This is a genomic window from Methylobacterium ajmalii (assembly GCF_016613415.1).
GTDB lineage: Bacteria > Pseudomonadota > Alphaproteobacteria > Rhizobiales > Beijerinckiaceae > Methylobacterium > Methylobacterium ajmalii.
This window is the reverse complement of record NZ_JACWCT010000073.1, coordinates 1-21,760: the sequence shown is the minus strand read 5'-3', so window position 1 is coordinate 21,760 and position 21,760 is coordinate 1. Positions and strand designations below refer to the sequence as shown.

The 21,760-nt window shown below is 69.4% G+C and carries 15 protein-coding genes and 1 pseudogene; 7 read left to right on the top strand and 9 right to left on the bottom strand.

All coding sequences use genetic code 11. The features are described from left to right. Window positions 1–51: 51 nt before the first annotated feature. A complete protein-coding gene (locus HPY23_RS14045) occupies window positions 52–312 on the top strand; it encodes a pyocin activator PrtN family protein (protein ID WP_091890152.1) in 261 nt (86 codons plus the stop codon). Between the two features lie 3 nt (window positions 313–315). Here the strand turns inward: HPY23_RS14045 and HPY23_RS14040 are convergent, their stop codons facing one another. Together HPY23_RS14040 and HPY23_RS14035 are read right to left on the bottom strand one after the other, a co-directional pair. Beyond that, a complete protein-coding gene (locus HPY23_RS14040) occupies window positions 316–2,115 on the bottom strand; it encodes an alpha/beta hydrolase (RefSeq protein WP_236013024.1) in 1,800 nt (599 codons plus the stop codon). 56 nt (window positions 2,116–2,171) lie between these two features. After that, on the bottom strand, window positions 2,172–3,257 hold the full coding sequence (locus tag HPY23_RS14035; protein WP_091890158.1) for a tyrosine-type recombinase/integrase: 1,086 nt from the start codon (window positions 3,255–3,257) through the stop codon (window positions 2,172–2,174). Window positions 3,258–3,387: 130 nt separating this feature from the next. On the opposite strand from HPY23_RS14035, the gene dusA reads away from it, so the two are divergent. Together dusA and glgX are read left to right on the top strand one after the other, a co-directional pair. Further along, the gene (dusA, locus tag HPY23_RS14030; RefSeq protein WP_091890121.1) at window positions 3,388–4,410 is read left to right on the top strand and encodes a tRNA dihydrouridine(20/20a) synthase DusA; all 1,023 of its coding nucleotides are present in this window, start codon (window positions 3,388–3,390) and stop codon (window positions 4,408–4,410) included. Between the two features lie 103 nt (window positions 4,411–4,513). After that, window positions 4,514–6,619, top strand: coding sequence for a glycogen debranching protein GlgX (gene glgX, locus HPY23_RS14025; RefSeq protein WP_091890124.1), 2,106 nt, complete (start codon window positions 4,514–4,516; stop codon window positions 6,617–6,619). A gap of 35 nt (window positions 6,620–6,654) precedes the next feature. Here glgX and HPY23_RS14020 read toward each other — a convergent pair whose 3' ends face one another. The 4 genes from HPY23_RS14020 to carB form a co-directional block, all read right to left on the bottom strand. Further along, window positions 6,655–8,178: an acetate--CoA ligase gene (locus tag HPY23_RS14020; protein ID WP_236013022.1), complete on the bottom strand. Its 1,524-nt coding sequence runs from the start codon at window positions 8,176–8,178 to the stop codon at window positions 6,655–6,657. 187 nt (window positions 8,179–8,365) lie between these two features. Further along, window positions 8,366–8,872, bottom strand: a complete 507-nt coding sequence (locus HPY23_RS14015) for a hypothetical protein (protein WP_091890129.1) — start codon at window positions 8,870–8,872, stop codon at window positions 8,366–8,368. A 140-nt stretch (window positions 8,873–9,012) separates the two neighbouring features. Further along, on the bottom strand, window positions 9,013–9,489 hold the full coding sequence (gene greA / locus HPY23_RS14010) for a transcription elongation factor GreA (protein ID WP_060849819.1): 477 nt from the start codon (window positions 9,487–9,489) through the stop codon (window positions 9,013–9,015). A 124-nt stretch (window positions 9,490–9,613) separates the two neighbouring features. Continuing rightward, window positions 9,614–13,087, bottom strand: a complete 3,474-nt coding sequence (gene carB / locus HPY23_RS14005) for a carbamoyl-phosphate synthase large subunit (protein ID WP_091890133.1) — start codon at window positions 13,085–13,087, stop codon at window positions 9,614–9,616. 165 nt (window positions 13,088–13,252) lie between these two features. Here carB and HPY23_RS14000 point away from each other — a divergent pair, with 165 nt between their 5' ends. Continuing rightward, window positions 13,253–14,035, top strand: a complete 783-nt coding sequence (locus HPY23_RS14000; protein WP_091890137.1) for an SDR family NAD(P)-dependent oxidoreductase — start codon at window positions 13,253–13,255, stop codon at window positions 14,033–14,035. Window positions 14,036–14,178: 143 nt separating this feature from the next. Next, window positions 14,179–14,643 carry a GtrA family protein gene (locus tag HPY23_RS13995; protein ID WP_244533707.1) on the top strand — a complete coding sequence of 155 codons (465 nt, stop codon included), beginning with the start codon at window positions 14,179–14,181 and terminating at the stop codon, window positions 14,641–14,643. Between the two features lie 338 nt (window positions 14,644–14,981). Here the strand turns inward: HPY23_RS13995 and HPY23_RS13990 are convergent, their stop codons facing one another. Together HPY23_RS13990 and HPY23_RS13985 are read right to left on the bottom strand one after the other, a co-directional pair. Further along, window positions 14,982–18,536 carry a molybdopterin cofactor-binding domain-containing protein gene (locus HPY23_RS13990; RefSeq protein ID WP_236017672.1) on the bottom strand — a complete coding sequence of 1,185 codons (3,555 nt, stop codon included), beginning with the start codon at window positions 18,534–18,536 and terminating at the stop codon, window positions 14,982–14,984. Next, complete coding sequence (locus tag HPY23_RS13985) at window positions 18,533–19,102, bottom strand: (2Fe-2S)-binding protein (protein ID WP_091890143.1); 570 nt, start codon at window positions 19,100–19,102, stop codon at window positions 18,533–18,535. Before HPY23_RS13985 ends, HPY23_RS13990 begins: the two co-directional genes overlap by 4 nt. A gap of 722 nt (window positions 19,103–19,824) precedes the next feature. Here HPY23_RS13985 and HPY23_RS13980 point away from each other — a divergent pair. After that, on the top strand, window positions 19,825–20,589 hold the full coding sequence (locus HPY23_RS13980) for a histidine phosphatase family protein (protein WP_060849824.1): 765 nt from the start codon (window positions 19,825–19,827) through the stop codon (window positions 20,587–20,589). Beyond that, a complete protein-coding gene (locus HPY23_RS13975; protein WP_060849825.1) occupies window positions 20,586–21,476 on the top strand; it encodes an NAD(P)H-hydrate dehydratase in 891 nt (296 codons plus the stop codon). Before HPY23_RS13980 ends, HPY23_RS13975 begins: the two co-directional genes overlap by 4 nt. A 54-nt stretch (window positions 21,477–21,530) precedes the next feature. On the opposite strand, the pseudogene HPY23_RS13970 reads toward HPY23_RS13975, so the two are convergent. Continuing rightward, window positions 21,531–21,760, bottom strand: a pseudogene (locus HPY23_RS13970) (methyl-accepting chemotaxis protein); the annotation flags it as partial.

Here is a 21,760-nt window from a genome sequence, read left to right as displayed (position 1 = left end):
CCGCGTGCTCCCAACCCCCGGATCGTCCAACCCACCGCGAGGACCGAGCCTATGAACACGTCGTTCCTCCTGCTGGCGCAGTACGGCGGCGCGGCCGTGATCCCGATCAGCCTCGTGTGCCGGGACTACTTCTCACACCTCACGCCCGAGAAGCTGATCCGGAAAATCTCGGCCGGCGAGATCGCGCTGCCGCTGGTCCGCATTGAGGAGAGTCAGAAATCGGCTAAGGGCGTGCACCTCAACGACCTAGCGCGCTGGGTCGATGACCGGGCTGAAGCTGCGCGCAAGGAGTGTCGTCAACTCTGTGGCTAATTACTATCTCATGAATCGAAAAAACTGAGGTGGTGGTACGTTAAGAGGCATGCCGCGCACTTCACTAAGTCTGGGGCTTGATAGGCCCCTCAGCAGAAGTCCAATATCATTCATGACTGATCTCGTTGAAGCAAAAGTATTATGATTCAGTCCTAAAAATTCTTCCCCTATAGCGGTCACATCGATTGACTCTAGGCCTGGAAGTATAATTGGTTTGTCGTCTATTATATCTCCTGCTCTTGCGATCCCTCTAGTGAGCATTTTAGACAAGGTAAGTGCCCTATCGGAAGAGGAGGCGTATAGAGTCATCTTCGAGACAATGCTTTTTGCCTTCGGAACGAGCGATATGAATTGGTCTTTATCGATATCTGGCGCGGCCATAATGAGATTATCGATGTGCAGCGACTCGTGCGATAGTGAATAATTTGCTAATGCATCAAGAACAACAACATTTCCCAAAGAATGTGCAATTACATTGATATTATCGATTTTAAGATCGTTACGCAGGTGTCTCAGAAATTGGATAAAAGCATCGCGCGCACCATAAGCGCTGTCCTTATCATAGAGATAGTCAGTCGTTTGCCCATTTGACGGCCAAGAAAACAGAAACACGAGTCCATCGGGGTGAACGTCCCATGCAATTTGTGCAGTCCTATATATAGCAGACCGAAAATCTGTATTGAATCCATGCACAAATACAAGTGCGTTTCCGCCCGGTTTTTCGAATAATTTATTGTTAACATATTTATCGAATTCGCTTATTGGAACGTCGTAGACTGATTTCAATGAGAAGTGCTTACGTTCATCTAATTCTTCGTTACGGAGATTTATGCCAAATATGGAAAAGTATGACGGAAGTTCAACCTTGCCGATTTTATGATCTTCTGGAATGCGTACTCGTGCTAAGCCATATATATTATCTTTACCTCTACTGCCGCTAAAATAGGCATCTGATTTGGTAGGAGCGCGTTCGCGCGTCGTGACAAAGGGTATTTCTATAATGCGCTGAGATTGCCCTGTAGATTTATCTATTGTCTCATCAGGAGCATACGCTAAGGCTTGAGGAGGAAGCGGTGCGGAACCGACTTTTATATCTATTTTGGGCTTCTGAGCACCGGCTAAAAAATCGGCATACTCTTTTTGCCGCTTTTCTTCCTTTGTTGATGCGCTATCATCGATTTTCGTTCCGATACTAGCGCTTTCTTTCCCGCGTTTGGATGGCGCACCTATGTGCTTGATAGAGTCTGATGGCGGGGCATACTGATAGTTTCTGCTTGTATAGCCGTTTTTATGCCGAATGGTTTTGTCATAGTCGATGACATCAGGGCTATCCATTGCCTCTTTGTAATCGGATTTAGTTTTACGGCTGACTTGACGAACCTTTACACGAATCTGCTCTGGCAGCTTTTTCAGAGTAAATTCTAATAATTCAGCGCGCAGAATTATACCATTTTCTTTATTCTGATAAAATTTCCAATCGGATTGACCATTATCGTGCTTTGCTATGGCACTGACGATGTTCCAATTTCTACCTGGAGATAGGCGTACATAAACTTCTTTTACATCTCGAGCTGCAGTAATTGAAGTCTTCGTCCGACTATCAATTTTAGCTTTGATTTTCCTTAGCGCTTTCTGCGTCGGTCTATCAATCATAGTATTTGATATCGTACCATCTTCGGACGAGACGCTTGCGATGATGGATTGGATTAGATCTGGAATATTATCTTGTGACGCAGATAGGCATGTCCCTGTCGAGATCAGCATGCTCGCGCAGACAGCGACCAACATTGGAAATATGCGCATGGATTTCACGCTAGTATGATCGTGGCGGCAGCATACCTTGGGCGAGACGGACATGTCTACACATCTGAATCCCTCGGCGCGACCGAAGCTAGCCAGCGCCAGCCATCATATTTATCCCCGCCCTGCCGGATGTGTGTGTATCGCTGAAGTGATGACCAGCTTTTATGGCCTGAAACCGATGCCGCCAGTGGTACCGTCCGTCCTAACTCGAACAACCGTGAGACACCCTCGTGGCGTAGATCGTGGAATGTGAGGTCGTCGATCCCCAGAAAGGCGCAGGCCCGGGTGAAAGCGGCCGAGATCGCGTCCGTGGTGTAGGGGAAAATCGCTTCGGCGGCGCGCGGCTGCGCCTGGATGATCCGAAGCGCCTCCGGCGGTAATTCGCACCAGACGTCGTTCCCGATCTTCTGCCCGGGGTTCTTCATGTCCCGGACGAGTACGCGCGATCCCTCCTCGTCGAGGTCGACCCACGCGATGCGGGTGATCTCCTCCTGGCGTCGAGTCGAGAAGAGGGCAAAGGCTACGATCGCCTGCATAGGCACACTGCCAGGCCGCCGGTGTCGGACTCCGCCAAAGTGCTCCATCAGCGTGTCGAGTTCGCCGAGCGTTGGCCGGCGGCTGCGCATCCTCGACTTGGCAACAAGACCCAGCTTGGACGTGACCTTCCGGGCGTCCTGCATGCTCGCGGGGTCGAGCTGATAGCCCCAAGCCGCCTGTGCGATCGAGAACACGCTCCCGAGGTGGGCGAGGTAGTTCGCGACGGTCTGCGGCTGCCGTCCGGCGGAGAGTTCGGTGGCGAAGGCGACGACGTCGGCGCTGGTGATGGTCGAGCAGGGCTTGTCCGCGATGTCGAACGTCTTGATCGTCTTCAGCACCTGGGCTTTGGTGCGGCCCAGCGCCCGGCGGCTCTCGGCCACGTACCGGTCGATCGCCGCGCCCAGCGTCGGGTCCTCGGCCTTCTTGCCCGACACCGCTCCGGGCGCGGAAAGTTCGCGTTCTCGCTTCGCGATCCACGAGTTGGCCGCCGCTTTGCGATCGAACGTCTTCGTCTCGCGATGGGTGGCGCCATCCTGCCTGATCACCACCTGAGCGTGGTACCCGACAGACCCGTCCTTGCGCTTGCGTTCGACGATGGTTCCCACGATGCCCCCATGCGCGGTACAGCATGGGTCCCGAACGTACAGCATTGCTGTACTTTCGACAACAAAACGGCTCAAAACGCCGGAAACGGCCTCAAATCGTACAGCATGAGGAGTTCAGCAGGTGCCTGCCATGGTTGAAAAAACGAGCAATTTCAGCGCTTGGCGATTTTCTATAGCACCCATGATGGACTGGACCGACCGCCACTGCCGGGCGTTCCACCGCACCCTCTCGGCCCGCGCGCTCCTCTACACCGAGATGGTGACGACCGGAGCGGTGCTGCACGGGCCGCGGGACCGGCTGATCGGGTTCGACGCCGCCGAGCATCCGGTGGCGATCCAGCTCGGCGGGTCCGATCCCGCTGACCTCGCGGCGGCGGCCCGCATCGCGCAAGATTTCGGCTACCGCGAGGTGAACCTCAATGTCGGCTGCCCCTCCGATCGGGTGCAGGACGGGCGCTTCGGCGCCTGCCTGATGCGCGAGCCGGCCCTCGTCGGCGAGTGCGTGGCGGCCATGAAGGCGGCGGTCTCGGTGCCGGTCACGGTGAAGTGCCGCATCGGGGTCGACGACCAGGATCCGGAAGCCGCGCTCGACGCGCTGACCGCGTCGGTGCGGGCGGCCGGCGTCGACGCGCTGGTCGTGCATGCCCGCAAAGCCTGGCTCAAGGGCCTGTCGCCCAAGGAGAACCGGGACATCCCGCCCCTCGATTACGGCCGCGTCCACCGGCTCAAGGCCGCCAATCCCGACCTCCCGGTCGCCCTCAACGGCGGCCTGCAGGACCTGGCGACCGCGACGGCCGAACTCGCGCCGCGGGACGGGATCGCCCTCGACGGGGTGATGCTCGGTCGCGCGGCCTATGCCGAGCCGGCCCTGCTCCTCGGCGTCGATCCCGTGCTGTTCGGCGAGCCGGCACCGGTGGCCGACCCGTTCGCGGCGATCGAGGCCTACGAGCCCTACATCGCGGCGCAGCTCCAGGAGGGCCTGCGCCTGCACGCCATGACCCGCCACATGCTCGGCCTGTTCAACGGCCGGCCCGGCGCGCGGCCCTATCGCCGCCACCTCTCGGTCGCCGGCACCCGGCCGGATGCCGGCCTTCACACCCTGCGCGAGGCGGTGGCCCTGGTCTCCCGCGAGCCGGCGAGCGCGGCGGCCTGAGGGCGCCGAGGCAGAGCGGGGCCCGGCGTCAGCTTGGCAGCCGGCCGCTCCACGGGCATGGTCGGGGCGAGACAGGCTCGCGCCCGAGGAAAAGACGGACCGGATGATCGCACTCGATGACGGCGCACCGGCGCCGCTCGGCGCCCATTTCGACGGGCGCGGGGTCAATTTCGCGCTGTTCTCCGCCCTCGCCACGGCGGTGGATCTGTGCCTGTTCGACCCGACGGGCCGGGTGCAGACCGACGTGGTCCGCCTGCCGCGCCGCACCGACGACGTCTGGCACGGCCATCTCTCGGGCGTGCTGCCGGGCCAGCTCTACGGCTACCGGGTCCACGGTCCCTGGGAGCCGGCACGCGGCCATCGCTTCAACCCGCACAAGCTCCTCCTCGACCCCTACGCCCGCGAGATCCACGGGCGGGTGCGCTGGCACGACGCGCTCTACCCGTTTCGCCGCGGCAGCCACCGCGAGGACGTGCTCGACCGGCGCGACAGCGCCCCGATGATGCCGAAGGGGATCGTCACCGCGCCCGAGGCGCCGGTCCACGACGACCCGCCGCTGCGCCATCCGCTGGTCGACAGCGTGATCTACGAGGCGCATGTCCGGGCCCTGACCCAGACCCATCCGGGCGTGCCGCTGCCCTGGCGCGGCTCCTACGCGGCGCTCGGCCACCCCGCGATCGTCGACCATCTCGTGCGGCTCGGCGTCACCGCGGTCGAGCTCCTGCCGATCCAGGCCTTCGTCGACGACCGCTTCCTGGTCGAGAAGGACCTGACCAACTTCTGGGGCTACTCGCCGCTCAACTACTTCGCGCCCGAGCCGCGCTTCTACGGCGCCACCGGGGCCGCCGGCCTGAAGGCCGCGATCCGCCAGCTCCATGCCGCCGGCATCGAGGTGCTGATGGACGTGGTCTACAACCACACCTGCGAGGGCGACCATACCGGGCCGAGCCTGTCGTTCCGCGGCATCGACAATGCGAGCTACTACAAGCTGAACCCCGACGACCCGCGCCGCGACATCGACTGCACCGGCTGCGGCAACACCCTCGACGTCGCGGTGCCGCGGGTGATGCAGATGGTGCTCGATTCCCTGCGCCACTGGGTCGAGGCCTACCGGATCGACGGGTTCCGCTTCGACCTCGCCTCGAGCCTCGCCCGCTCGCCGCACGACTTCACCCCCCGGGCCGCGGTGCTGCAGGCGATGGCCCAGGACCCGCTCCTGTCGCGGGTCAAGCTCATCGCCGAGCCGTGGGACGTCGGCATGGGCGGCTACCAGCTCGGCGGCTTCCCGGTCGGCTGGAGCGACTGGAACGACCAGTTCCGCGACGCCGCCCGGGGCTTCTGGCGGGGCGATGCCGGCCAGCTGCCGAAGCTGACGCAGGGGCTGACGGGCTCCAAGGAGATCTTTTCCGCCTCCGGGCGCGGGCCGTCGGCCAGCATCAACTTCATCACCTCGCACGACGGCTACACGCTGGCGGACGTCGTCGCCTACGAGGAGAAGCACAACGAGGCCAACGGCGAGGGCAACCGCGACGGCCACGGCCACAACGTCTCGCGCAACTACGGGGTCGAGGGGCCGACCGACGATCCCGACATCCTGGCCCTGCGCGCGCGCCAGAAGCGCAACCTGCTCGCCACGATCCTGATCGCGCAGGGTGTGCCGATGCTGCTGATGGGCGACGAGCGCTCGCGCAGCCAGGGCGGCAACAACAACGCCTATTGCCAGGACAACGCCACGTCCTGGGTCGACTGGGAGAACGACGGCGGCGACCCGGCGCTGACCGCCTTCGTGCGCAACCTGCTGGGCTTGCGCCGCGACCACCGGGCCCTGCGGCGGCGCAAGTTCCTCACCGGCGAGACCGTGGCGCCGGGGGGGCTGAAGGACGTGCACTGGCTCTCGCCCTGCGGCGCCGAGATGGACGAGGCCGCCTGGGGCGACGCCGAGCGCCGGACCTTCGGGATGCAGATCGGCAACGACGCGCCCGACGGGCGCCGCCTCCTCGTTCTGGCCAATGCGGGGGAGGCGGCGATCGACTTCCAGCTCGCCCGGGTCGTCGGCGGGCCGTGGACGCCGCTCTTCGACACCACGGCGATGGACGGACGGCCCGTCGCCCGGGAGGCGCTGAAGGCCGGGGGCACGCTCCACCTGCCCGGGCGGGCGCTCGTAGTGCTGGCCCGCAGCGCGGCGCCGAGAAAGGCCGTCGCGGGGTGAGGGGGCGCCGCGGCGCAGGGCGGCCGCGGCACCGGTCAGGCCGCTGCCAGCCGCTTGCGCTGCACCTTGCCGTTGGGGGTGCGCGGCAGCGTCTCGACGAAGACCACCTCCCGCGGGCACTTGTAGGCGGCGAGCCGCTCGCCGCACCAGGCGATCAGTGCGTCGCGCGCCGGCTCCGCCCCGGCCTTCGGCACCACGAAGGCGGCGATCACCCGGACGTCGTCGCGGACGGGCAACTCGGTCACCGCGACCTCCTGCACGTCGGGATGGCCGATGAGCACGCTCTCGACCTCGTTCGGCGACACCCGGTAGCCAAAGGCGTTCATGATGTCGTCGTTGCGGCCTTCGAACCACACGTAGCCGTCGGAATCGAGCGAGGCGAGGTCGCCGCCGGTGAACCACTCGCCGCGCATCACCGCCGCCTCTTCCTCGGGGCGGTTCCAGTAGCCGAGCATCAGGGCCGGGTCGGAGCGGTGGATGGCGAGAAGCCCGACCTCGCCCGCCGGCAGCGGCTCGGGCGCGCCTTCGACGGGCAGGATCGCGACGCGGCGCCCCGGCTGCGGCTTGCCCGGCGAGCCGGGCTTGATCGGGGTCAGCGGGCTCGTCGAGACGTAGGTCGAGATCTCGCTCATGCCCAGCGCCTCGTAGAGCGGCGTGCCGGTCGCCGCCCGCCACTCGGCGAGGAGCTGGGGCGAGAGCGCCTCGCCCGCCGTGATGCCGTGGCGCAGCGAGGAGAGGTCGTGGGCGGAGAGATCGGCGTATTTGAGGATCTGGCGGTAGAGGCTCGGCACCGCGGCGAACAGGGTGGCGCGGTGGCGCGCGATCAGCGCCGGCCACAGGGCGGGATTGCGCCGGCCGTTGTAGAGCACCGTGGTGGCGCCCCGCGCCCAGGGATCCTGGATGCCGACGCCCAGCGTGTAGGTCCAGTTCATGGTGCCGGCATGCAGCACCACGTCGTCCTCGCGCAGGCCGAGCCAGAAATCGTGCATCGGCCGCCGGCCCCACAGGGTGCGGTGGGCGTGCAGCACGCCCTTCGGCCGGCTGGTGGTGCCGGAGGTGTAGACCAGCGTCGCCGGGTCGTCGGCGGCGGTGTCGGCGTACGATTCGAGGGGCGGGCCGGCCCGCAGGCGGGCGATGTCGTCGCGCCGCAGCACGATCCGGCCGCGGCTGGCCTCCGGGTCGAGGGGGCAGTCGTCGGCCGCCGCGATCACCGCGGCGCCGGAATCCTGCATCAGGAACGCCGCCTCGCCGGCCGTGAGCTGGGGCGAGGAGGGTTGCGCCACCAGTCCGGCGGCGAGCGCCGCGAAGTAGACGATGACGTAATCCGCGTCGTTGCCCATGCGGATCATCACCCGGGCGCCCGCGGGCAGGCCGAGACCGCGCAGGCCCGCCGCGACGCCCCGCACCGCGCGGTCGACCTCCGCGAAGGTCATGACGTCGGTGTGCCCTTCGTCGCCCACCATGATCAGCGCCGGCTTGTCGCCGCGCTCCCGGGCATTGGCCTCCAGGCAGTAGCGGGCGCCGTTGAAGCGGGGCGGCGGCTGGCGGGTCTCGGGCAAGGCGCAGGCTCCGGCTGAGGGGAGGGATCCCGTGCTAGCGCGGACGCGCGGTGGGGGCCAGTGGCAGCCTCGCGGCGGCCCGGCGCTCGCCATTCGCCCCCGACGGGGCAAAGCCGCACGGTCCCGTTCCTGCGCCTTCAGGCTCGCGCCGGGCGGCCGGCACCATCCGGGACGGGCCCGCGCAGCCTCAATCCAGCCCCAGCCCGCGCCGCAGCCACTGCGCGTAATGACCGGCGATGTAGGCGACGCGGCGACGCTCCGAGACCGGATCGTACCAGGCGCCGCCGGAGCTGGCATTGGTGGCCGAGAGCTGGGGGTGGCGCAGCAGCACGGTGCCGGCGCGATCGACTACCAGGGCCTCGCCTTCGAGGTAGTCGGTGTTGGTGGCGTTGCCGCCCCGGCCGCCGCGGTTCTCGCTTCCGGCATAGGGGTTGAGCGAGAGGCCGGTCACCCGCACCACCAGCGTCGGACCGGGGCCGCCGACCCGGCCGGCGAAGGCCTGCGCGAGCGCCGCCTGCAGCTCGCCGCGCACCCCCTCGGCATAGACGCTCAAGCCGGTGGCGAGCAGGGGGCGGACGTCGACCTGGATGGACGAGAAGCGGGTCGCCGGCGGAAGGGTGGCGTCCTGCGCGGCCGCGGGGAGGGCGGCCGCCACCAGGGCGGCCGCGAGCAGGGATTTGCACCAGCGCAGCATCGGCCTCGTCTCCACGGCGCCCGGCGGGGCCGCCTCGTCACGGTCGAGATAGCCCCCGGCTGCCGCTCCGGCAACGCTTCGCCGGTCGGCCGGGGCGGCTCGGCCCGTCGGCCCCCTTCCGGGCGTCCGCCTTCGGGGCCTCAGGCGCCGAACTGGATGCCGACGACCTCGTAGGACTTGCCGCCGCCCGGGGTGACGACCTCGACGGTGTCGCCGACGCCCTTGCCGATCAGCGCGCGGGCGATCGGCGAGGTGATCGAGACCCGCCCGGCATGCACGTCGGCCTCGGGCTCGCCGACGATCTGGTAGGTCTTCTCCTCCTCGGTGTCCTCGTCGATCAGCTTGACGGTGGCACCGAACTTGACCTTCGTGCCCGAGAGCTTCGACACGTCGATGACCTCGGCGCGGGAGATCAGGCTCTCCAGCTCCAGCACCCGGCCCTCGTTGTGGGACTGCGCTTCCTTGGCGGCGTGGTACTCGGCATTCTCCGACAGGTCGCCGAGCGCGCGGGCCTCCGCGATCGCCTGGATGATCCGCGGACGCTCCTCCTGCTGACGGCGCTTCAGCTCCGCCTCGAGCGCCGCGAATCCCCGTACCGTGATCGGAACCTTGTCCATCGTCGTCGTCTCGCGTCACAAATAATCGGCCCGGCGGGAGGGTGAGCCTCCCGACCGGGCCTGTTTCCGAATGTCTCGCGCGGGCGCGAGGGGATGAGATAGGGCTCGTCCGCGGCGTTACGACTTAAGCCGCGAAATATTCCTGCAGAGCCCGGACCTCGAGATCACCCTCGAGATAGGCCTTGATCCCCTCTGCGGCCGCCATCGCTCCGGCGAGAGTGGTGTAGTACGGCACTTTATGCAAGAGGGCGGCCCGGCGCAGCGACCGCGAGTCGGACAGCGCGCCCGCGCCCTCGGTGGTGTTGAACACCAAGTGGATGTCGCCGTTCTTGATCGCGTCGACCACGTGCGGGCGGCCCTCCAGCACCTTGTTGATGCGGGTGCAGGCGACGCCGTTGTCGACGAGGTAGCGCTGGGTGCCGGCGGTGGCGAGCACCGTGAAGCCGAGCTCGGCGAGCAGCTTCATCGCCGGCAGGATGCGCGCCTTGTCGTCGTCGCGCACCGAGACGAAGACCGTGCCGCTCTTCGGCACCTGGGTGCCGGAGCCGAGCTGGCTCTTGGCGAAGGCGACGCCGAAGCCGCGGTCGAGGCCGATCACCTCGCCGGTCGAGCGCATCTCCGGTCCGAGCAGCACGTCGACCCCGGGGAAGCGGGCGAAGGGAAAGACCGCTTCCTTGACGGCGATGTGCGGCAGCGTCTTGGGCTTGAGGCCGAAGGAGGCCAGGGGCTCGCCGGCCATCACCCGGGCGGCGATCTTGGCGATCGGCTCGCCGATCACCTTGGCGACGAACGGCACGGTGCGCGAGGCGCGCGGGTTGACCTCGAGGACGTAGATCACCCCGTCCTTGATCGCGTACTGCACGTTCATCAGGCCGCCGACCTCCAGCGCCAGCGCCAGCCCGCGGGTCTGGCGCTCCAATTCGGCGATGGTCTCCGGCGACAGCGAGCGCGGCGGCAGCGAGCAGGCGGAATCGCCCGAATGGATGCCCGCCTCCTCGATGTGCTCCATGATGCCGGCGATGTAGACGTCCTTGCCGTCCGAGACCGCGTCGACGTCGACCTCGATCGCGTCCGACAGGTAGCGGTCGAACAGGAGCGGGTTCTTGCCCAGCACCGTGTTGATCTGGCCGGTCTTGTCGTTGGGGTAGCGCGCCTTGACGTCCGACGGGATCAGGCTCGGCAGGGTGTCGAGCAGGTAGTCGGCAAACTGGGTCTCGTCGCGGATGATCGCCATCGCGCGCCCGCCGAGCACGTAGGACGGCCGCACCACGAAGGGCAGGCCGAGATCGGCGGCGATCAGCCGGCTCTGCTCCACCGAGTAGGCGATGCCGTTCTTGGGCTGCTTCATGTGCAGCTTGTCGAGCAGGCGCTTGAAGCGGTCGCGGTCCTCGGCGAGGTCGATCGCGTCCGGCGAGGTGCCGAGAATCGGCACGCCGGCCTCCTCGAGCGCGCGCGCCAGCTTCAGCGGGGTCTGGCCGCCGAACTGCACGATCACGCCGTGCAGCGTGCCGGCCTGGCGCTCGGTCTCGATGATCTCCAGCACGTCCTCGGCGGTCAGCGGCTCGAAGTAGAGCCGGTCCGAGGTGTCGTAGTCGGTCGACACCGTCTCCGGGTTGCAGTTGACCATGATGGTCTCGTAGCCCGCGTCGGTCAGCGCGAAGCAGGCGTGGCAGCAGCAATAGTCGAACTCGATGCCCTGGCCGATCCGGTTCGGGCCGCCGCCGAGGATGATGACCTTCTTGGCGTCCGTGGGCTGGGCCTCGTCGGCGACAGTGCCCGCGAAGGGCGCGACGTAGGTCGAGTACATGTAGGCGGTCGGCGACTTGAACTCGGCCGCGCAGGTGTCGATCCGCTTGAAGACCGGGCGCACCGACAGCGCCCGGCGGGCGGCGCGCACCGCCCCCTCGTCCATGCCGGCGAGCACCGCGAGGCGCGAGTCCGAGAAGCCCGCCGCCTTGAGCTGGCGGAAGGCGCCCTCGGTCTTCGGCAGGCCGAAGCGCTTCACCTTGGTCTCGAGGTCGATGATGCCCTGGAGCTGCTCCAGGAACCACGGGTCGATCTTGCAGGAGGCGTGGACCTCCTCGTGGCTGACGCCGAGGCGCAACGCCTGCGCCACCTTGAGCAGGCGATCCGGGGTCGGGGTGCCGATCGCCGCCTTGATGGCGTTGCGGTCGTCGCCCTTGCCTAAGCCCTCGATCTCGATGTCGTCGAGGCCGGTGAGCCCCGTCTCGAGCGAGCGCAGGGCCTTCTGGAGCGACTCCGCGAAGGTCCGGCCGATCGCCATCGCCTCGCCGACCGACTTCATGGCGGTGGTCAGCGTCGGCTCGGCGCCCGGGAACTTTTCGAAGGCGAAGCGCGGGATCTTGGTGACGACGTAGTCGATCGTCGGCTCGAACGAGGCGGGCGTCGCCCCACCCGTGATGTCGTTGGCGATCTCGTCGAGGGTGTAGCCGACGGCGAGCTTCGCCGCGACCTTGGCGATCGGGAAGCCGGTCGCCTTCGAGGCCAGCGCCGAGGAGCGCGAGACCCGCGGGTTCATCTCGATCACGATCATCCGGCCGGTGGCCGGGTCGACGGCGAACTGCACGTTCGAGCCGCCGGTCTCGACGCCGATCTCGCGGAGCACCGCGAGCGAGGCATCGCGCATGCGCTGGTATTCCTTGTCGGTCAGCGTCAGCGCAGGCGCCACGGTGATCGAGTCGCCGGTGTGGACGCCCATCGGGTCCACGTTCTCGATCGAGCAGACGATGATGCAGTTATCCGCACGATCGCGGACGACCTCCATCTCGTATTCCTTCCAGCCGAGGACGGATTCCTCGATCAGGACCTCGTTGGTCGGCGAGGCGTCGATGCCGCGCTCGACGATGTCGAGGAATTCTTCCCGGTTGTAGGCGATGCCGCCGCCGGTGCCGCCCATGGTGAAGGACGGCCGGATGATCGCCGGCAGGCCGACCTCGGCCAGCGCGACGAGCGCCTGGCCGAGCGCATGCTCGCCGTAGCGCTTGCGCCGGTCGTTCTCTCCGCTCGCCCACTTCTTCTCGAAGGCGGCGAGCGCCGTCTTGCGGGCGTCCGGATCGGACTCCGCGGCCTCGATACGGGCCACCTCGGCAAGGTACTTCTCCCGGTCCGCCTTCTTGGCGGCCGAGGCGTTGGCGAGCGCCGATTTCGGGGTCTCGAGCCCGATCTTCGTCATCGCGTCGCGGAAGAGGCTGCGATCCTCCGCCTTGTCGATCGCCTCGGCGGTGGCGCCGATCATCTGGACGCCGAACTTCTCCAGCACGCCCATCCGCTTGAGCGAGAGGGCGCAGTTCAGCGCGGTCTGGCCGCCCATGGTCGGCAGGAGCGCGTCGGGCCGCTCCTTCTCGATGATGCGGGCGACGATCTCCGGGGTGATCGGCTCGACGTAGGTCGCGTCGGCGAGATCCGGATCGGTCATGATCGTGGCCGGATTCGAGTTGACCAGGATGATCCGGTACCCTTCCTCGCGCAGGGCCTTGCAGGCCTGCGTGCCGGAATAGTCGAACTCGCATGCCTGGCCGATGACGATCGGGCCCGCGCCGATGATGAGGATGGAGGAGAGATCGGTGCGCTTGGGCATCGGACGCTTCAGACTCGTGCGGCGCGCTGCCTCGTTCCTGAGGCCCGTCCTCGGGGCGCGTGGCGTCGAGGCGGGAGCGGAACGTCCGGAAGCGGCGGGGATTGCGTTGGGCGCCCTTAGCATAGGCGTGCAGATCAGGGGAAGGGCGTGACCGGGAACCGGGACATGACGGCAGGGCAGACGGGGCCAGATGCGCGCTGGACGCTGGTCACCGGCGCGTCGAGCGGGATCGGCGCCGAGCTCGCCCGCGCCTTCGCGGGGGAGGGGCGCCCGCTGGTGCTGACTGCCCGACGCTCCGAGTGCCTGGAGGCGCTGGCGGGCGAGCTTCCCGTCCCGACCGTCGTGGTACCGGCCGACCTCGCGGCCCCGGGCGGGGCGGAGGGGCTGGTCGCGGCGATCGAGGCCCGCGGCGTCGTTCTCCACACCCTCGTCAACAATGCGGGCTTCGGCCTGCGCGGCCGGTTCGCCGACCTGCCGGCGCGCGACCAGGCCGAGATGGTGGCGGTCAACGTCGCCGCCCCCACGATCCTGGCGCGCCTCGTGCTGCCCGGCCTAATCGCGCGGGGCGGGGGCGGCATCCTCAACGTCGCCTCGGTGGTGGGCTACCTGCCGGGTCCCAACATGGCGGCCTACTACGCCACCAAGGCCTACCTGCTGAACCTGTCGGAGGCGCTCTACGAGGAGGCACGGCCCCACGGCGTCGTGGTGACGGCGGTCTGCCCCGGCGCCACCGCGACGGAATTCTCGCAGCGGGCGGATGTCGGCGGGGCGAAGCGCTTCACCGGCAATGTGATGAGCCCCGAGGCGGTGGCCCGCGCGGCGGTCGCCGGCCATCTCGCCGGCCGGGCCGTGGTGATCCCGGGCGCGGCCAACCGGGCGGCGGTGATCGCCGCCCGCCTGATGCCGCGCTGGCTCAGCCGGAAGGTCGCGGCACGGCTGCAGGGGTGAGCGGGACTTGCCGGGCCGGACTTGCCGGCCGGGACCTGCCGAATGACCCGGATTTCGCCCGGTTCGGGTCATCTTCGGTTCAGTGCCGGGCGCTAGACAGGGATCGGGCGCAGTCCTGTCGCCCGGTGGTGTCGAGTGGCGTCGTGGCGAGCGAACCGGAATCGAACCTGCGGACCGTCGAGGCGCTGGCCGCGCTGGGACGCCAGTTCGCGTCGTATCTCGGGGTCAGCCTCGCGGCGCTCGCGGTCCACTATGCCGTGCTGGCCACCCTGGTCGAGACCGGTCGCGCCGACCCGGTGCCGGCGGCGCTCGCCGGCTACCTCGTCGGCGCCGTGGTCTCCTACGGGCTCAACCGCCGCCTGACCTACGCCAGCGACCGGCCCCACGCCGAGGCGACCTGGCGGTTCGGGGTCGTGGCGGCGGTCGGCTTCGGCCTGACCTGGCTGATCATGGCCGGTCTCGCCCGCGGCCTCGGCCTACCCTACCTCGCGGCCCAGGTGGTCGCGACCGGGGTTGTGGTGTTCTGGAACTTCCTCGGCCACCGGCTCTGGACCTTCGCCGACCGGTCGTCCTCGGTCCTGCCGGACGGGGCGTCGCGCGCCGGCTAGGGCCGGCTCGTATGCCCATGATCGGGGTCGTCCCAGGGGTGCAGGGCGGTCGAGCGTATCTCGGGCGTGATCGGTCGCCGGGGGCGCCACGCGCATCGACCGGCGGCCTCTTCTTCGTTGTCGCCACGGTGAGACTCGCCCAGCCTGACCGGCAGCAGGTTGCCACGGCGACTCTCGACTTTCCATACTTTGTGATCGAAATCGATGTGAGAATTATAATTGGAAATTTTACCTGACGACGTATCTTGTGTCTGGAAATTTTTCGGTCTTCGCGTCTTCCCGGTGACATTCAGCGGAGCCCGGGGACCCGCAGCGTCGGTGCCCGGTCGAGCGAGCCTTCACCCTCCCGCATGCGGCCTCAGGCCCCGCACGCGCGCCACCGCTGCCTCCAGCTCGCTCCAGGCCGGCGCGTCGGGCGCGTAGCGGGCGCGGGTGTAGGCGACGACGTCCGCCACCTGCCGGTCGGTGAGGGTGTCGCGGAAGGCCGGCATCGCGGCGGGCGGGGCGGCCGGATCGGGGGCCGGAAAACGCTCGGCCGCCGCCGCGACCCCGTTGAGGACCGCCTGGATCAGGTTGTCGGGGTGCGCGCTGTGGATTGAGGTGACGAGGCCGAGCGGCACGAGGTCGCCGCCGGCCCCGCCCTCGTGGCAGGCCGCGCAGGCGCCCCGGAACAGGGCGGCGGAGCCGGCCGGGGGCGCGGTCGCCGCAGCGGCGACCGGCCGGGGCGCCGGGGCCGCGCCGGCGAGGCTCGCCAGGTAGACCGCCATGGCGCGGATGTCGGCATCCGGCAGGGGGCTCAGGGACGCGACCACGTCGGCCATCGGGCCGGCGGCGCTGCCGTGGCGGGTCGAGCGGCCGGTGCGCAGGTAGGCGAACAGGTCGTCCTCGGTCCAGGGCAGGGGGGAGCGGGACAGGGCGGTCAGGGCCGGCGCCTCCCACCCGTCGGCGAAGCCGCCGGCGAGGTGGGCCGCGCCCCGGCGCTCGGCGCCGAGCGCGTTGCGCGGGCTGTGGCAGGCGCCGCAATGGCCGAGCGCCTCGACCAGGTAGGCGCCGCGGTTCCAGTCCGGCCCGCGGGCCGGGTCGGCGGTGGCGACCGGGCGGAGGAACAGGGCGTTCCAGTCCGCCATCAGCGGCCGGAGGTTGAAGGGGAAGCGCAGCACCGTCTCGGGCGCCGATGCCGCCACCGGGCTCTGCGCCATCAGGTAGGCGTAGAGCGCCTGGAGGTCGCGCTCCGCGATCCCGGCGAAGCTCGGATAGGGGTGGGCCGGGTAGAGGTGGTGCCCGTCGCGCGATACGCCCTCGCGCATCGCCCGGGCGAAGGCCGGGTAGGACCATCCACCGATGCCGGTGCCGACGTCCGGCGTGATGTTCGAGGCGTAGACCGTGCCGAACGGCGTCTCGAGCCCGCGCCCGCCCGCAAAGCTCCGGCCGTCCGGCCCGGCATGGCAGACGAGGCAGGCGCCGGCCGCCGCGACGAGCCGCCCCTGCGCGATCGTGGCGGCGGAGTACGCCGAAGGATCCGGCCGCTCGATCGACGGATAGGTCGGGCGCCAGGGCAGGAGGGTGGTGGCGAGCGCCAGCGCCCCGGCCCCGGCGCCGAACAGCCCGGCGAGGAAGCCGCGGCGGCGCCGGCGCGGTCGGTCGTCCGGGCCGGCGATCCGCGGCGGGTTGAGGGCGGCGCGCACGGCGTCTGCCGTCAGCGGCAGCTCGCGAAAGCGGATGCCGGTGGCGTCGAACAGGGCGTTGGTGATCGCCGCGGCGCTCGGCACCGAGGCCGATTCGCCCGCGCCCAGCGGCGGATCGTGCGGGCGGGGCACCATCAGCACGTCGATCTCGGGCACCTGCGGGAAGGCGAGGATCGGGTAGCTTCCCCATTCCCGGCTGGTGACGCCGGTGGCGTCGAACCCGACCGCTTCCTTCAGGACCCGGCTCGTCGACTGGATGACGTTGCCGTGGATCTGGTGGCGCACCCCGTCCGGGTTGATCATCAGGCCGGAATCCTGGCCGACCACCACCCGGGTCACGGCGACCTCGCCGGTGACCCGGTTGACCGCGACGTCCGCCACCCAGGCCGCCCAGGCGGCGGCCTTTCCGGGAAACGGCCCGTGGACGTAGACCGCGTAGGCGAACCCGCGCCCGTACAGCACGTCGCCGGAGCCGCCATGGGTGCCGGGCCGGGTGTGCGGCACCCAGGCGGCGCGCTCGGCGACCGCGCGCACGAGGTCGGCGGCGCGGGGATCGGGCAGGTAGCGCAGGCGGTACTCGATCGGGTCGATGCCGGCGGCTGTCGCGAGCTCGTCGATGTAGGATTCGTGCGCGAAGGTGTTCGGCAGGGCCGAGACGCCGCGCATCCAGGAGGCGCGGGCGATCGGCGGCATGTCGTGCACCGTCACCCGGGCGTTGCCGAAGGCGTAGGGCGGCACCGCCGTCCGGTCGCCCATCGGGTAGGTGGCGGGGGCCGCCGCCGCCTTGCCGGTGAGGATCAGCGCCAGCGTCGGCGCGCCGTTCGAGGGATAGCGGGTCTCGAAGTCGTAGGCCGCCGGCCCGCCCTCGGCGTCGAGGCCGCCGCGCACGTCCATCACCTGCGCCGCGCCCTTGGGCTCCCAGGCATGCTCCTGCTCGCGGGTGAGCTGCACCCGCACCGGCCGCCCCACCGCCCGGGCGAGCAGCGCGGCATCGGCCGCGACGTCGTCGGCGCAGTTGCGGCCGTAGCAGCCCGCCGCCTCGTGGCGCTCGATCGCGATCCTGTCCTCGGGCAGATCGAGCAGGGTGGCGAGATCGCTCCGCAGCACGTGCGGGTTCTGGGTGCCCGACCACACCACGAGGTCCCCGTCGCGAAACTCCGCCACGGCGCAGGATGGGCCGATCGAGCCGTGCATCTGGTAGGGCCAGACATAGGTGCGGTCGAGCCGCGCCTCGGCGTGGCCGAGCGCCCGCTCGACGTCGCCGCGGTCGAGAAGCGTCCTCGCCGTGGCGGGGTTGTCGCGCAGCGCCGCCTCGGGCCGGTTGAGGTCGGGCAGCGTCGTTCCGGGCCGCCAGGTCACCCGCAGCGCCCGCGCCGCCTCGGCGGCGTTCTCCTCGCGCTCGGCGACCACGCCGACGAAATCGCCGCGCGTCACCACGGCGACGAGCCCCGGGACGTGGGCGACGGAGGCCTCGTCCACCCCGAGCAGGAGGGTGCCCAACGCCGTCTCGACGCCGGGAACCGGCGGCCGGACCACGCGGCCATGGACCATGCCGGGCACCCGCACGTCGTGGACGTAGGTGAAGGCGCCGACGGCCTTGGCCGGGATGTCGACCCGGGGCACCGGCTGCCCGACGAGCGTGTAATCCGCGACCGGCTTGACCGGTGCCTCGGGATCGAGGGTCAGCTCGGTGCGCTCGCCCCGCACGAGGTCGCCGTAGGCCACGGCGCGATCCGGCTCCCCCGCGACCCGGACTATGCCGGCCGCGACGGCGAGTTCCCCGGTGCCGCGGTTGAGCCGGCGCGAGGCCGCCTCGATCAGGTGCCGGCGGGCGGTGGCCGCGGCCTGGCGCAGCGGCACGGCGGCGATCTGGATCGTCTCGCTGGCGATCGTGCCGCCCTGGTCGGGGGCGGTGGCGGTGCTGCCGAGCTCCATCGCCACCCGGGCGAGAGGCACGTCGAGCTCCTCGGCGACGATCTGGGCCAGCGCCGTGCGGATACCGGTGCCGAGATCGACGTGGCCGTTGAAGGCGGTGACCCGGCCCTCGGCATCGACCGCGAGGTAGAGCGCGCGCTGCGGCCCCGCGGCCAGCGCGGCGCCCGGCGCGTCGCCGAGCCGGGGCGGGCGGCCCATCGTCTCGCGGTAGACGAGGAGGAGGTCCCCCGCCTCCTGCCAGTGGCGCCGGCGCGCGGCGGGCGAGTCGGTCATGCGGCGCTCCCCCGTACCGTGGCGCTCCCCCGTGCCGCGGCGCTCGCGTGGGCCGTCCCGCGCATCCCCGCGGCGGCGGCGCGCACCGCGCGCAGGATCTCGACATGGGTGCCGCAGCGGCACAGATTGGCCTGCAGGCCCTCGCGGATCTCAGCCTCGCTCGGGTCGGGATTGGCGGCGAGCAGCGCCACGGTCGTCATGATCATGCCGTTGAGGCAGTAGCCGCATTGCGCGGCGTTCTCGGCGATGAAGGCCTCCTGCACCGGGTGTAGCCGCCCGCCCTCGGCCAGCCCCTCCAGGGTGGTGATCCGGCGCCCGACCGCGGCCCGCAGCGGAATCGCGCAGGAGCGCAGCGCCCGCCCGTCGACCAGCACCGTGCAGCTGCCGCACTGGCCGAGGCCGCAGCCGTATTTCGGGCCGTTCAGCGCGAGGTCGTTGCGCAGCACGTAGAGCAGGCGGGTGCCGGGCGCCGCCTCCACGCTCACGCCGCGTCCGTTGACGTGGAGCCGGTGGCGCGCGGGCGCGAGCCGCGCGTCGTGGACTGTAGGCCCACCCTCGTCCTGCATCGTCGTCCTGCCCCGAGACCCGGCTTGTCGCCGGTTGCCTTGTTCTCACAGATTTCCGGACGGACCGGAACCCGGTCGCTGGACCGTGCCGCTTGCAAGAGGCTGCTTGCAAGAGGCTGGCCACCCGAGGGGTCGGCGTGATCGCCAGCCCTTTCGACGGCAGGCCGCGGGACGGCGCAGCGCCGGTTCACCGCCCGTTTGGTCGGTGACACCATCATCCCGACCTCCGACCAACGGCATTCGGGAATGGCGGCATGACGAGGCCCCCTGATGACGTAGCCGCAGTTCCGCGGGCGATCAGCCTCGACGCTGCCGCTCACCGTGAGGCGGCCGTGACTATCGAGCATCGTGTTCCGGCGCCCCGCTCACGCACACCGTTCAAGATCGGGCTGCTGCGCGGTCGGCTCGGTGACGGCCCGGACTTCTTCTCACCGCTTCCGGACGATGACCTCGCTCTCTGGGAAGGATGACGGTGATCCCGGGCCGGTCGCGACCCGGGCCGGAGCAGCGTCCACCTAGAGCATTTTCCGACGAAGTGGAAACCGGTTCGTCTCAGAAAATGCGACAAAACAATGACTTAGAGAGCTTCACGATTGCAACGCGATCGTGAAGTACTCTAGTATCCCGACAATACGGATCGACAACGAAAGCGCCGCAGCCACCGCCGCTTGCTGACTCTGCCGCCTCCGCTAGCTGACCCTCCCGGACACTCGGGGGGAGCAATGCAGCAGCGCTGGCCGGACCGGATCTGGATCGTGCGGCACGGCGAGAGCGCCGGCAACGTCGCCCGGGACGCCGCGCAGGCGGCGGGGCACACCCATATCGACATCGCCGGGCGCGACGTCGACGTGCCGCTGAGCGCGCTCGGCGAGCGCCAGGCCGCGGCGGTCGGACGGTGGTTCGCCGAGATGCCGGCGTCCGAGCGGCCCGACGTGGTGCTGACCTCGCCCTATCGCCGGGCCGAATCCACCGCCCGGCTGATCCGCGAGGCCGGCGGCGTCGCCGACCCGCTGCTCGATTTCGTCGCCGACGAGCGCCTGCGCGAGAAGGAGTTCGGCATCCTCGACCGGCTCACCCGCGAGGGCATCACCCAGCTCCATCCCGAGCAGGCCGAGCTGCGCCAGCTGCTCGGCAAGTTCTACCACCGGCCGCCGGGCGGCGAGAGCTGGTGCGACGTGATCCTGCGGCTGCGCAGCGCCCTCGACACCGTATCGCTGCACTACGGCGGGCGGCGGGTGCTGGTGGTCGGCCACCAGGTCGTGGTGCTGTGCCTGCGCTACCTCATCGAGGGCCTGACCGAGGACGAGATCCTCGCCATCGACCGGGAGGGCGACGTCGCCAATTGCGGCGTCACCGAATACGCCTTCGACCCGCGCCAGGGCAGCAGCGGCAAGCTCGTGCTGCAACGCTACAATGTCGTGGCGCCCCTGCGGCAGGCCGGCGCCCCGGTGACCGCCGAGCCCGACGCCACGGGGGCCGCCCGATGACCATCGAGATCCAGGCCGCGTCCCTGCGCGGGTATCCCCTGCCGGATCCCGGCGCCGGCACCAAGGAGGCCCGCGGCAGCGCCCTCGTGGTCGCCGGCTCGGTCGAGGTTCCGGGCGCCGCGATCCTCGCCGGCACCGCGGCGCTCCGGGCCGGCGCCGGCAAGCTGCAGATGTCGATCGCTGCCGGCACCGCGCCGCACGCCGCCCTCGCGGTGCCCGAGGCCCTGGTGGTGCGCCTGCCCGAGGGTGCGGACGGCCATGTCGATCACCGGGTCGCCGCCGAGGTGCTCCTGCCCCGCACCGAGCGGGCCGCCGCGATCCTGGTCGGCGCCGGCATGACGGCCGGCGCGCCGACCCGGGCGCTCACCGCCGCGCTGCTCGCCGGCCCCGCCGAGGCGCCCTTCGTCCTCGACGCGGCGAGCATCGAGGGCCTGTGCGAGCAGGCCGAGGCGGTGCGGGCCCGGGCCGGCCGGGTGGTGCTCACGCCCCATGCCGGCGAGATGGCGCGCTGCCTCGGCTGCGACCGCGAGGCCGTCGAGGCCGATCCGCTCGCGGCGGCGCGGAAGGCTGCCGAGCAGTTGGGCGCCGTCGTGGTGATGAAGGGGGCCGAGACCTGGATCGTCGATCCGGCCGGCGAGACCTGGCACTATGCCGGTGGCGGCGTCGGGCTCGCCACCTCGGGCTCGGGCGATGTGCTCGCCGGCATCATCGTCGGGCTGCTCGCCCGCGGCACGGCGCCGGCCGAGGCTGCGGCCTGGGGCGTCTTCCTGCACGGCGAGGCCGGGCGGCGGCTCGGCGAGAGCCGCGGCCCGATCGGCTTCCTGGCGCGCGAGCTGCCCGGGGAGGTGCCGGGGCTGATGCGGGACGTGGCCGACGGGACGCTCTGATCCGGTACCCCGCTCGCCCGGCGGTGGCCCGCCGGGGCGAGCGGGCCGTTCAAGTCAGGCCGCCCGCACGGTGGCTAGGAAGCGCTGCACCTCGCTCGACAGGTGCTCGGACTGGCGCGACAGTTCGGAGGCCGAGGCGAGCACCTGGGAGGCCGCCGCGCCGGTATCCTCGGAAGCGCGGGCGACGCCCGCGATGTTCGAGGTCACCTCGCTCGTGCCGCTCGCGGCCTGGGAGACGTTGCGGACGATCTCCTGCGTCGCCGCACCCTGCTGCTCCACCGCCG